Source organism: Salinispora cortesiana (genome assembly GCF_000484695.1).
Classification (GTDB): domain Bacteria; phylum Actinomycetota; class Actinomycetes; order Mycobacteriales; family Micromonosporaceae; genus Micromonospora; species Micromonospora cortesiana.
This window is the reverse complement of the sequence record NZ_AXVR01000004.1, coordinates 62823-75417: the sequence shown is the minus strand read 5'-3', so window position 1 is coordinate 75417 and position 12595 is coordinate 62823. Positions and strand designations below refer to the sequence as shown.

General features: G+C 72.0%; 9 protein-coding genes. 4 read left to right on the top strand and 5 right to left on the bottom strand.

Annotated features, from left to right (window positions below):
- Positions 1 to 11: 11 nt before the first annotated feature.
- Entirely contained in the window at positions 12 to 407 is a 396-nt protein-coding gene (locus K228_RS0103590) for an RDD family protein (RefSeq protein ID WP_025617178.1), read from the bottom strand.
- Positions 408 to 670: 263 nt separating this feature from the next.
- Between K228_RS0103590 and glnA the strand changes: the two genes are divergently transcribed.
- The gene (glnA, locus tag K228_RS0103585; protein ID WP_025617177.1) at positions 671 to 2095 is read left to right on the top strand and encodes a type I glutamate--ammonia ligase; all 1425 of its coding nucleotides are present in this window, start codon (positions 671 to 673) and stop codon (positions 2093 to 2095) included.
- Positions 2096 to 2160: 65 nt separating this feature from the next.
- On the opposite strand, the gene mptB is transcribed toward glnA, so the two are convergent.
- Positions 2161 to 3663: a polyprenol phosphomannose-dependent alpha 1,6 mannosyltransferase MptB gene (gene mptB / locus K228_RS0103580; protein ID WP_025617176.1), complete on the bottom strand. Its 1503-nt coding sequence runs from the start codon at positions 3661 to 3663 to the stop codon at positions 2161 to 2163.
- A 105-nt stretch (positions 3664 to 3768) separates the two neighbouring features.
- On the opposite strand from mptB, the gene K228_RS0103575 reads away from it, so the two are divergent.
- Entirely contained in the window at positions 3769 to 5388 is a 1620-nt protein-coding gene (locus K228_RS0103575) for a hypothetical protein (RefSeq protein ID WP_025617175.1), read from the top strand.
- A 64-nt stretch (positions 5389 to 5452) separates the two neighbouring features.
- Here the strand turns inward: K228_RS0103575 and K228_RS0103570 are convergent, their stop codons facing one another.
- Both K228_RS0103570 and K228_RS0103565 read right to left on the bottom strand, forming a co-directional pair.
- Positions 5453 to 8500 (bottom strand): bifunctional [glutamine synthetase] adenylyltransferase/[glutamine synthetase]-adenylyl-L-tyrosine phosphorylase, encoded by a 3048-nt coding sequence (locus K228_RS0103570; RefSeq protein ID WP_025617174.1) that lies wholly within the window; start codon positions 8498 to 8500, stop codon positions 5453 to 5455.
- Positions 8497 to 9291, bottom strand: a complete 795-nt coding sequence (locus K228_RS0103565; RefSeq protein WP_025617173.1) for a type 1 glutamine amidotransferase — start codon at positions 9289 to 9291, stop codon at positions 8497 to 8499. The genes K228_RS0103570 and K228_RS0103565 overlap by 4 nt, the downstream gene beginning before the upstream one ends.
- Before the next feature lie 26 nt (positions 9292 to 9317).
- On the opposite strand from K228_RS0103565, the gene K228_RS0103560 reads away from it, so the two are divergent.
- Positions 9318 to 10247 (top strand): S66 peptidase family protein, encoded by a 930-nt coding sequence (locus K228_RS0103560; protein WP_025617172.1) that lies wholly within the window; start codon positions 9318 to 9320, stop codon positions 10245 to 10247.
- Positions 10248 to 10411: 164 nt separating this feature from the next.
- On the top strand, positions 10412 to 10912 hold the full coding sequence (locus tag K228_RS0103555) for a hypothetical protein (protein WP_025617171.1): 501 nt from the start codon (positions 10412 to 10414) through the stop codon (positions 10910 to 10912).
- Positions 10913 to 11096: 184 nt separating this feature from the next.
- Here the strand turns inward: K228_RS0103555 and K228_RS0103550 are convergent, their stop codons facing one another.
- On the bottom strand, positions 11097 to 12446 hold the full coding sequence (locus tag K228_RS0103550; protein ID WP_033776485.1) for a glutamine synthetase family protein: 1350 nt from the start codon (positions 12444 to 12446) through the stop codon (positions 11097 to 11099).
- Positions 12447 to 12595: the final 149 nt, after the last annotated feature.

Genomic DNA, 12595 nt, shown 5'->3' with positions numbered 1-12595 from the left:
CCCGAGTTGGGTCAGCGGACGACTGGTGTGATGACCGAGCCCGCGACCCGGTCGTGCAGGCCACGGCGGTCGGCATCCATGATCAGGGCAGGTACCACGAGCGCGAGCAGGCCACCGCGAAGCAGCGCGCGGAGCATCCCGATCCGACCACCGTCGGTCCAGGAGACACAGCGGATTCGGGTGAGGTACATCCCGGGGGTCTGGGCGAAGAGACCGATGAAGAAGCCGTACTCGGCGACGAGCACGAGCACGGGGGCCCACCCGTCGTGGAACGGATCGGCGAAGATACTGGCAGCCAGTATGCAGAGCACCCAGTCGATCACTAATGCGCCGAACCGTGGACCCAGGCCCTGACTGGCGGAGACGCTGGAGCGGGGCGGTACGGGCTGGTCAGCCGAGGTCGTCACAGCGCTCAAGAGTAGCCAGTGCCGCAGACGGCCACTCGCCGACCTACGTCACAAAAAGGGACCAAGCCTCGCAAGTTTCACTACACTGGCACACTGGCCCCTCCCGGGAGTACCAGGACCGACCGCTCCAAGCAGCGAAGACTTCCTGGGAGCCCCAGCGGGGGACGTAACACGGCAGAAACATTGAAGACATGGCTGGGCAACCGCTCGGCCATAGCGTCGCCAGAAGCCTAGCCACTTCAGTGGACGAGCCAGGAGGACGAGTGTTCGCCAATCCCGAGGAACTCCTGCGTTACCTCAAGAACGAGGACGTGAAGTTCGTCGACGTACGTTTCTGTGATCTGCCCGGCGTGATGCAGCACTTCAACCTGCCCGCCGAGTCGATCGACGACGAGCTCCTCACCGACGGCCTCGCATTCGACGGGTCGTCCATCCGCGGCTTCCAGGCGATCCACGAGTCGGACATGCTCCTGCTCCCGGACGTCGCCACCGCGTTCATCGACCCCTTCCGCGCGCAGAAGACCCTCGCGCTCAACTTCTTCATCCACGACCCGTTCACCCGCGAGGCCTACTCCCGCGACCCCCGGAACGTGGCGAAGAAGGCCGAGGCATACCTGGCGGCCAGCGGCATCGCCGACACCGCCTACTTCGGCGCGGAGGCCGAGTTCTACATCTTCGACTCGATCCGCCACGAGACCTCGGCGCACCAGTCGTACTACTACATCGACTCGGTCGAGGGCTGGTGGAACACCGGCCGCGACGAGGAGGGTGGCAACCGCGGCTACAAGACCGCGTACAAGGGCGGCTACTTCCCGGTGCCGCCGGTTGACCACTACGCCGACCTGCGTGACAAGATCGTCCGTCGGCTGATCGACGCCGGCTACACCGTGGAGCGCTCGCACCACGAGGTCGGCACCGCCGGCCAGGCTGAGATCAACTACAAGTTCTCGACCCTGCTGCACGCCGCAGACCAGCTCCAGCTCTTCAAGTACATCGTGAAGAACGAGACCTGGGTCAACGGCAAGACCGCCACCTTCATGCCGAAGCCGCTCTTCGGGGACAACGGCTCGGGCATGCACACCCACCAGAGCCTGTGGTTGAACGGTGATCCGCTCTTCTACGACGAGACCGGCTACGCCGGCCTCTCCGACACCGCGCGCTGGTACATCGGCGGCCTGCTGCAGCACGCGCCGTCGCTGCTGGCCTTCACCAACCCGACGGTGAACTCGTACCGCCGGCTGGTGCCAGGCTTCGAGGCGCCGGTCAACCTGGTCTACTCGCAGCGCAACCGCTCCGCCTGCACCCGTATCCCGGTCACCGGGAGCAACCCGAAGGCCAAGCGGGTCGAGTTCCGCGTGCCGGACCCGTCGGCCAACGTCTACCTGGCCTTCTCGGCGATGCTGATGGCTGGCCTCGACGGCATCAAGAACAAGACCGAGCCGCCGACTCCGATCGACAAGGACCTGTACGACCTGCCGCCGGAGGAGTGGGGCGACGTCAAGCAGGTGCCGGGCTCGCTGTCGGCGGTGCTCGACTCCCTCGAGGCCGACCACGACTACCTGCTCGACGGCGGTGTCTTCACGCCGGACCTGATCTCCACCTGGATCGACTGGAAGCGGACCAACGAGGTCGACCCGGTGCGGCTACGCCCGACCCCGCACGAGTTCGCGATGTACTTCGACTGCTGAACCCTGCAGCGACCGGCCCGGGTTGCCGCCGCAACGTTGCGGCGGCAACCCGGGCCGGCTTCGGTTCAGCGCGACGAGAACGGGGCCCGGCTGGTCCGGGACCGCCACAGCCGCGGCACACCCCACACGGCAGCCGCCACCACCAGCCCGGTCATCACCAGCGCCCCCGGAGCCTTCACCAGCCGGGCCAGGTTGGTGCCGTCCGGCAACGTGAGAAAGGCCGCCGCCGCGCAGGGCAGCACAAACCAGGTCGTCCGCGTCGCGGTCGCCGCGAGCAGGACCAACGGCCAGGTCGCATACCAGGGGTGGAAGACGGGGGCGAGCACCACCGTGGCGGCCAGCGCCAGGCCGGCACCGAGCAGGGCCACCCGAGGTCGAGCCGCCTCCAACCGGAGCACCCGCCGCCGGACGTCATTCAGCGCGCGCAGGGCCGACCAGGCCCGCCACCACAGCACCGCCAGGACCAACACCAGCAACACCAACGCCAACGCCCGGACCACCGGCACCGCGACGGGACGCCCACCAGAGAGCTCACCGGCGTAGTCCAGGACCATGCCGACGGCCGTGGGCGGCGACGTCCACTGCTCCAGGTCACCGCTGCGGCGCAACCCGCCCACCCAGCCCAGGCCCAGGCCGGAGAGGACCGACACACCCCCCAGGGCGATCAGAGTGCCCACGGCCAGCCAGCCACCATCGCGCAGCACCGCCCGCACGGTGAACCGACCGAGCACCGCGGCGAGCGCCGCGAACGGCAGCACCACCACCGCCGTCGCCTTCACCCCCACCGCCAGCCCGAGCAGCGCCCCCGCCACCACCAGCGGTCGCGGTCGGCCCGGGAACCGCACCACCACCAGCAGGCCGAGCAGCAGCAGCCCGAGCATCACCGCGTCGTTGTGCGCGCCCGCCACCAGATGCACCCCCACCAACGGGCCGGCCAGCGCCAACCAGACCGCCCGCCGAGTCGGCACCCCCGCCGCCCGTGCCAACCCGGGCAGACACACCGCGATGAGCAGCACCCCGGCCACCGCGATCAGCCGCAAGACCACCACCACGCCGACCAACCCACCACCGAGCGCCACCGCCAGCGCGGCAAGCAGCACGAAGCCCGGCCCGTACGGCGCCGGCGTGTCCCGCCAGATCGGTGCGACCGCATCCACCCAGGGACAGCCCGCCACCGCCGCCCCGACCGCGTACGGGTCAACGCCCTGCCCGTACACCCAGCCCTGGCAGGCGTACGAGTAGACATCCCGGCTACCCAGCGGCGGCGCGACGAGCAGCGGCACCGACCACAGCCCGGCGGTGCGGTACGCCCACCCGGTTGACGGTGTACCGTGCCGCAACGCCCACCACGCGCCGGTCAGCAGGCCGGTGCCGACCAGCCAGAGCAGGACGGTCAGCGGACCGGCGGCGGCGTGCCACACCCGTTCGAGGGTCGCATCGGGCAGCGCTCCCCCGACGTACCCGGCGACGGCCAGCAGCACCGCACCGACGAGACCGAGGTAGCGGACCGTTCCCGCCCGGACCGGCGTCTGCACAGCCCCGTGTGGGGGCACGCCTGCTCCGGTCACCGGGGCACCCCGGCGGTGGGGAGGGTCGCGCCGGTCCCGCCGACGAGGTGGATAGGCACGGTAGAAAATGCTGCCAGTACCGTGGGCGCGAATACGGAGGTAAGCATGCGGGGCACACGGACGGTGGTGGCGACGGCCGCCACGTTGGCCGTGGTGCTCGGTGGGACGTACCTGCTGCTGCCACCGATGGGCTCGGACCTCGCCGCCCAGGTGGCGCGGGCCGACTTCTTCGCCGCCCACGGCGCCACCCCGGTCGACCTACGGTGGTATGGCGGGGTCAACCAGTTCGGCTACAGCCTGCTCTCCCAGCCGGTGATGGCGCTGCTCGGCGTCCGGGTGACGGGGGTGCTCGCCCTGGTGGCGTCAACCGTCGCCTTCGCTGCCCTGCTGTGCCGCGTTGACGCGCCCCGGCCGTTGACCGGCGCCCTGGTGGGGGCGGTCACCTTCGCCGGCAACCTGGTCGCCGGCCGGGTCACGTACGGGCTCGGGGTGGCCTTCGGCCTCACCGCCCTCCTCGCTCTCACGCTGCCGGCCGGGCGACGACGACTCGTGCTGGCCACGGCGGGAGCACTGCTGGCCGCCGCGGCCAGCCCGGTGGCCGGGCTCTTCGTCGGGCTGGCCGGTGCCGCGCTGCTGCTCGGCCGCCGCTACGTTGACGGCCTCGCCCTGGGGTTGGCGGCAGCGCTGCCGCTCGGGCTCACCGCCCTGCTCTTCGGCGACGGCGGCTGGATGAACATCAGCCGCACCGACACCGTGCGGGCGGTGGGGAGCAGCCTGCTGGTGGCGGCGCTGGTGGCGTACCGGCCGGTGCGGATCGGCGCGCTGCTCGCCACGGCCGGGGTGCTCGCGGCGGCGCTGCTGCACACCCCGGTCGGCCTGAACGCGACCCGCCTGTCGGCAATGTTCGCGCTCCCCCTGCTGGCTGCCGCCGCGACAATCGGTGATGGCCGATGGTTGCCGAGGCACACCGGCGAGGGAACCGGTCGGTCGGCCCGACCTGTTCCCGCCAGCGGCACCGGGCTGCGCCGGCGGCGGGTCAGCGGCGGACTCACCCTGGCGGTCCTGCTCGCCGCCGTGTTCTGGTGGCAGCCACCGGTCGTCCCGGCGGACCTGCGCAGCGCCACCGACCCGGCTACCCGCCCCGCCTACTTCGCTCCCCTGCGCGACTTCCTCGCCACCCAACAGCTCATCGGGCGGGTGGAGATCCCACCGACGCGCGCCTACCGGGAGTCGGCAGCGCTGGGCGAGGTCCCACTGGCGCGGGGGTGGCTACGCCAGGCGGACATCGACCGCAATCCGCTCTTCTTCACCACGGTGCCGGGTGCCACCGGCACCGGGGTTCCGCTGACCGCCCATACCTACCACAGCTGGCTGCGGGCGAACGCGGTGCAGTTCGTGGCCGTACCCGACGCACCGCTGTCCTGGGTCGGCCGGGCCGAGGCGGAACTGGTCCGCGGCGGCCTGCCCTACCTGCGCGAGGTGTGGTCCGACCCGCACTGGCGGGTCTGGGCGGTGGTCGAGCCGACACCCCTGGTCGGCGCCCCCGGCACGATCCTGCGGGCCGACGGCGCGACCGTGACGTTCCAGACCAACGGGCCAGCCACTGTCCCGGTGCGGGTCCGATACAGCCGCTGGTTGACCGCCACCGGCGGCACTGTCACGGCAGCCGGCGAGTGGACCGCTGTCGCTGTCCCGCGTGCCGGGGTGTGGACCCTCGGCAGCTGAGGAGAGCCGCCGCGCCGACCTGCCCGGCCCGACGCCGCCGGGTCTGCTGCACCCGGGACGGTCCTCAGAGCTCGAAGACGCGTTGCATGGCGGCGCGGGAACGGCGGCCGGTACGCAGATAGTCGTCGAGGAACTCACCCGGATCGTCGTGGCCGAGGAGCCGAACCACCCCCGCCAGGTCCACCCCGTGCCGGGGAAGCTGATCAGCAGCCCGGCCGCGCACCAGCATCAAGGCGTTGCGGACCTGCGCGGCGAGGGTCCAGCCGGCCGCCATCGCCGCGGCGTCGTCCGGGTCCACCAGGCCCGCGTCCCGGGCCGCCGTGAGGGCATCGAGGGTACGCGTGCCCCGCAGCTGCGGCAGCTGCCCGGCGTGCCGCAGCTGCAGCAGCTGCACCGCCCACTCGACATCGGCCAGCCCGCCCCGGCCCAGCTTGGTATGGGTGGCCGGGTCGGCGCCCCGGGGCATCCGCTCGGTCTCGACCCGTGCCTTGATCCGCCGGATCTCGACGACCTGCTCCCAGGTCAGACCCGCCGCCGGATGACGTAGCGGCTCGACCATCGCCAGGAACTCAGCGCCCAGCTCCTCGTCACCGCAGACGAACCGGGCCCGCAGCAGCGCCTGCGCCTCCCACACCCGCGACCAGCGAGCGTAGTACTGCTGGTATGCGGCGAGGCTGCGGACCAGCGGTCCCTGCCGCCCCTCGGGGCGTAGATCGGCGTCAACGCCGAGCGCCGGGTCGGGCGCGGGCATCCCGAGCAGTCGACGTAGCTCCTCGGCGATCGCCCGCGCGGCGGCGCTCGCCGCACTCTCGTCCATCCCGGCCGGCGGATCGTGGACGAAGACCACGTCGGCGTCGGAGAGATAGTTGGACTCGTACCCGCCGAGCCGGCCCATGCCGATCACGGCGAAGCGCAGACCCGGCATCAGCGGCTGGGACGCCTGGGCAGCGCGCAGGGCGGCGGCCAGGGTGGCGTCGGTGACATCCGCCAGCGCGGCACCGACCGCGCCCACGTCGGTCAGGGCCGGAGCGGCCCGCCCCTGCACGTTGGGCGGCGACGGGGCCAGCGAGCCGGCCCGGCTCAGCACGTCGGCACAGGCGAGGCGGAGTAGCTCCCGACGGCGCAGCGCGCGGACCGCCCGGATCGCCTCCACCGGGTCGCCGGCGTGTCGGGCCGCCGCCGCCGCGAAGCCCTCGCAGAGCACCGTGCGGGGCCGCGCCGCCAGCTCACTCTCCTGCGCGAGCAGGCGCAGCGCCTCCGGCTCGCGGGCGAGCAGGTCGGTTGCGTACCGGGAGGAGGAGAGCACACGCGCCAGCCGGCGGGCCACCGGCCCCTCGTCGCGCAGCAGCCGCAGATACCAGGGGGTGCTGCCGAGCTTCTCGGAGACCTTCCGATAGCTGAGCAGCCCGCGGTCCGGCTCGGGAGCGTCGGCGAACTCGCTGAGCAACACCGGCAGCAGGGTGCGCTGGATGGCCGCGGTGCGGCTTACCCCGCCGGTGAGGGTCTGCAGGTGGCGCAGCGCCCCGGCCGGGTCCGCGAAGCCGAGGATCTCCAGCCGGTTGCGGGCCGCCGCCGGGGTGAGTCGCAGCCCGGCGGCGGGCACCTGGGCGACCGACTCCAGCAGCGGCCGGTAGAGCAGCTTGGCGTGCAGCCGGCGCACCTCGGTGGCGTGGGTGACCCGCTCGATTCGGAACGCCTCGACGGCGCTGCGCCCCGGTGCCGCCGAGTAGCCGAGCGCTCCCGCCAACCAGCGCAACGCGTCCGGGTCGATGGGTACGGTGTGGGTACGACGCAGCCCCTGCAACTGCAGCCGGTGCTCGACGGCGCGCAGGAAATGGTAGCCGCGCAGCAACGCCTCCCCATCCACCCGCCCGACATATCCGCCGTCGACCAACGCCCGCAGGGCGGGAATGGTGCCCGGCACCCGCAGCGCCTCGTCGCCACGGCCATGCACCAGTTGCAGCAACTGCACCGCGAACTCGATGTCGCGCAGCCCACCCGGACCACGCTTGATCTCACGCTCCTGTTCCGCTGGCGGGATGTGATCAATGATTTTGCGCCGCATGGCCCGGACATCCTCGACCGCCTCCGGGCGCTCCGCGGCCCGCCAGAGCAGCGGCGCGAGCTGCTCGATCCACTCCTGGCCCAGCGCGAGGTCGCCGGCGGCCGGCCGCGCCTTGAGCAGCGCCTGAAACTCCCAGGTCCGGGCCCACCGCCGGTAGTAGGCGAGGTGGCTGGCGAGGGTGCGCACCAGCGGGCCCCGCTTCCCCTCTGGGCGCAGCGCGGCGTCGACCGGCCAGGCGACCAGCCCACAGACGTGAATCAGGCGGGTGGCGATCGTGGTTGCGGCGGAAAGGTCGTCGTCCTCGGCAGCGACGAAGATCACGTCGACGTCGGAGACGTAGTTCAACTCGCCGCCGCCGCATTTGCCCATCGCCACCACGGCCAGCCGTGGTCGGGGCGTATCCTCCGGCAGCTCATCCTGCGCGAGATCGTAGGCAGCGGTGAGAGTCGCGTCGGCCAGCGCGGAGAGCGCGGCCATCGTCTGCTCCACACCCCGGTTGCCGGTCAGGTCCGCCGCGGCGATCCGGAGCAACGCCAGCCGGTACGCCGACCGCAGCTGGGCGATCGAACCGTCCCCGCCGGTCAGCTGGAGCCGGCCGTCAGCGGTGGGTGCCAGTCCGTCCACGGTGCTCCGGAGGTCAGCCCACTGGCCCGGGTTGGCGACCAGGTGGTCGCCGAGCGCCGAGGAGGCGCCGAGGACGGCGACCAACCGACGCCGCAGCCCCGGGTCGTCGTACAGGTCGGCGAGGAGCTCGGATGCGTCCCCGATCCCCACCGGGTCAGCGCCATTGGCTGTCTCACCGGCTTCCGCGGCCCGGTGTTCGGCCTCCACCATCCGGTGCAGCTGGCGCAACGCCAGGTCCGGATCGGCGGCCCGCGACAGCGCGGCGAGTAGCTCCGCCGCGCGCTGGTCCACGGGTTCCTGCCGCTCCGGCTGCCAGAGTGCCAGGCCCGTGGGGCCGAGCAGGTCGCTGGCGCGGGCGCTGTTGTCGCTGGTGCCGAAGCCGTAGCGGGCGAGCCGTCCCGCGGCCCGGGTCGGCCGATTCATTCGTGCCCGAGCAGCGGCAGGCTACGGCGGGCCCCCACGTCCAACTCACCGCGGGCCAGGGCGGCGAACCGCGCCGCGAACGGCTGCCAGACCTCCTCAACATCAACCATGACCGCGGCGCAGGCGGCGACGACCACCTCCGGGTCGTAGCCCAGCTCGGCGAGCAGGGTCGAATCCGCCGCCCAGTCGGCGACCATCGCGGTGTCGCATTCGATGTGGAACTGCAGGCCCCAGGCCCGGTCGCCGAGGCGGAAGGCCTGATGCGGGTAGCGGGTGGAGGCGGCCAGCAGGGTCGCCCCGACCGGCAGCTCGGTGATCTCGTCGGCGTGCCACTGGAAGACGTCCGGGATCAGCGGCACGTACTTGAAGAGCGGATCCGTCTCGGCGGCGTCCCGGCGGCCCACCACCGCGGGGCCGACCTCCGGCCCGGACTGACTGCGCTCGGCCGTTCCGGCATGCGCGGTCGCGAGCAGTTGCGCGCCGAGGCCGATCGCCAGGGTCGGCACCCGGTGCCGGACCGCCTTGCGCGACAGCGCCTCCACCTGCGGGAGCCAGGACGCCGACGGCTCGCCGTCGGGAAGTGGGTACGCCTGCTGCCCACCGCCGAGGACGACCAGTGCCGCGTATCCGTCCAGGTCGGCGGGGAGCTCGTCGCCGGCGTGCGGCCGGGCCAGGTGCAGCTGCAGCCCGGCTTCGGTCAGCCACTCCCCGAGCCGACGCGCGTCTTCGGTCGGGTCATTCTCGATCACCAACGCGGTTGCCACGCCGTCGAGGCTATCCCGTGCGACCACTAGCAGGCTGGTTAGGCTCGACTCTTGTGATCACCGACGAGGTACTCCGTCCGCCCGCGCTGTGTCCGGGCGACACCGTGCTTCTGGTGTCGCCGTCCGGGCCCACCCGGCCGGAGCGGGTCGCCCGCGGCATCGAGTTGCTCACCGGCTGGGGTCTGCGGCCGGTGCCCGCCCCGAACGCGTACGCCCGGCGGGGCTACCTCGCCGGCGCGGACGAGCTACGGGCGGCGGACCTGAACGCCGCGTTCGCTGACCCCGCCGTCCGGGGGATCATCTGCACCCGGGGTGGGTACGGTGCGCAGCGCATGGTGGACGCGATCGACATGGCGGCCGTACGCCGGGACCCGAAGGTGGTGGCCGGCTTCTCCGACATCACCGCCCTCCAGTTCGCGCTCTGGCGGGGTGCCCGACTGGCGGGGCTACACGGCCCCGGCGCGGCGTGGCGGGACGAACGGACGGCATTGGACTCCGCGCAGTCGCTGCACGCCGCGCTGACCACTACCGAACCGGTGACGGTGGCCGCCCGGCAGGAGGAGGAGACCTTCCGCGTCCGGGTCCCGGGCCGGGCCAGTGGTCGGCTACTCGGTGGCAACCTTTGCCTGATCGTGGCGTCGATCGGCACGGTGGACCTGCCGGACCTGACCGGGGCGGTGCTGCTACTCGAGGAGGTACAGGAGCCCCCCTACAAGATCGACCGGATGCTCACCCAACTTCGCCGGGCCGGGGTGCTGGCCGGGCTGGCCGCGGTAGCGGTCGGGCAGTTCACCGACTGCGCCGACGGGTGGGCGGTGGACGTCGCCGACGTGCTCACCGACCGCCTGGGGGACCTCGGCGTCCCCGTCCTCGGTGGGTTGCCGATCGGGCACGGGGTGGGCCAGCTCACCGTTCCGGTCGGCACCGAGGCGCTCCTGGACGCGGATGCCGGCACTCTCACCGTCGCCCCGGCGGTCCGCTGACCCAGCTGTCCGCCGCCGACCCGCCGGCGCGATGGTCGGTTCACCGACCGCCCGGCAGTCGCCCAGATTGCCAGCTGGCTCATAGCTTCGCCACGGGGTTCCTCCAGCGGGCGCGGTCACTGTCGGTCACGTAACGCACCACCCCGACGAGTTGGAGGATCACCATGTCCCGCACGATTCGTAGGAAGCACCTGCTGGCCGGACTCGCCGCGGCGGGTGTGCTCGGCGTCGGCGTAGCCGCACCGACCATGGCCATGGCCGCCGACAGCACCTCGCCCTCGCCGAACGCCAGCGCCAGCGCCGACGCCGACGCCGACGCCGAGAAGGGCACCGACAAGGAGCAGAAGCGCTCCGACCGGCAGGCCGCGTTCGCCGAGGCGCTCGCCGAGAAGCTCGGCGTTGACGTGGACGAGGTAGCCACGGCGCTGGAGGAGCTGCACGAACAGCGGGCGGCCGACCGGCCCGAGCGAGGCGACCGGCCCGAGCGGGGAGAACGCCCGGACTCCGCCGACCGGCAGGAGGCGCTCGCGCAGCGTCTGGCGCAGGCGGTCGAGGACGGCGAGCTCACCCAGGAGCAGGCCGACGCGATCACCACGGCGGCCGAGGCCGGCGTTCTCCGGGGCCTGGGCGGGCACGGCGGGCCGGGCGGCTCCGTGGCTAAGTAGTTCACCCCGCCCGACGGCGGATCTCACGGGCGGCGCGCCGGTAACCCCGGCGCGCCGCCCGTTCGCGGCGACGAGCCGCGCCACCTCGCCCGCACCGCGGCCATCGTCGAGTCCCGGTCGGATCCGAATCAGCCGGGTCAGCACGCCGGCCGACGCCAGGAGCAGGGCCAGCTGGGGCCGGAGATCAGAGCGAGAGGTAGTGCTGCCGCTCGTACGGCGTGACCTCGCGGCGGTACTGCTCCCACTCGGACCGCTTGTTGCGCAGGAAGAAGTCGAAGACGTGCTCGCCGAGCACCTCGGCGACCAGTTCGGAGCCGGCCATCACGTCGATCGCCTCGGCGAGGTTCTCCGGCAGCGGCTCGTACCCCATTGCCCGGCGCTCGGCGCTGGTCAGCGACCACACGTCGTCCTCGGCGCCCGGCGGCAGTTCGTACCCCTCCTCGATGCCCTTGAGGCCGGCGCCGAGCATCACCGCGAAGGCCAGGTACGGGTTGGTCGCCGAGTCGGGCGACCGGACCTCGACCCGGGCCGAGTTCGGCTTTCCGTACGCCGGGACCCGGACCAGCGCGGAGCGGTTGAGGTGTCCCCAGCAGACGTACGCGGGGCTCTCGGTGACCCGGTTCGGCAGGGCCTGCGGGAAGAGCCGTTTGAACGAGTTGACCCACTGGTTGGTGACCGCCGTGTACTCCCGGGCGTGCACCAGCAGACCGGCGATGAACGCGCGGGCCACCTTGGAAAGCTTCATCGGGTCACCGGCGTCGTGGAACGCGTTGCGCTCCCCCTCGAACAGCGAGAGGTGGGTGTGCATGCCACTGCCCGGCTGGTCGGTGAAGGGCTTCGGCATGAAGGTGGCCTGCACGCCGGTGGAGAGCGCCACCTCCTTGACCACGTGCCGGAACGTCATGATGTTGTCGGCGGTGTTGAGCGCGTCGGCGTAACGCAGGTCGATCTCCTGCTGACCGGGAGCGACCTCGTGGTGGCTGAACTCGACGGAGATTCCGATTCGTTCCAGCGCGAGTACCGCCTGTCGGCGGAAGTCCCGGGCGACCGCGTGGGTGGTGTGCTCGAAGTAGCCACCGGTGTCGACCGGGATCGGCACCGAGCCGTCGGACACCCCATCCTCCAGCAGGTAGAACTCGATCTCTGGATGGGTGTAGTAGGTGAAGCCCTTCTCCGCTGCCCGGGACAGCGCCCGACGCAGCACGTGACGCGGGTCGGCCCAGGACGGGCTGCCGTCGGGGAGCAGGATGTCGCAGAACATCCGGGCGCTCTCGCCGCTGACCCCGCCTTCGAAGGGGAAGACCTGGAAGGTGGTCGGGTCCGGCATCGCCACCATGTCAGACTCGACGACCCGGGCGAATCCCTCGATCGCTGAACCGTCGAACCCGATGCCCTCCGCGAAGGCGGACTCCAGCTCCGCGGGGGCCACCGACACACTCTTCAGCGTGCCCAACACGTCGGTGAACCACAGCCGGACGAACCGGATGTCCCGCTCTTCCAGCGTACGGAGGACAAACTCCTGCTGACGGTCCACTTCCACCCCTCACTGCCCTATTGTCCGCTTTCGGCCGCGGACGACCCGGCCTGACCGATCAGTCTCCACCGGCCTCGTTACGCCGACGTTACGCGACCTTCTCGCGCCCGCACCGGCCTGTCCCATCCCCACCACAACCGGCCGGGAAC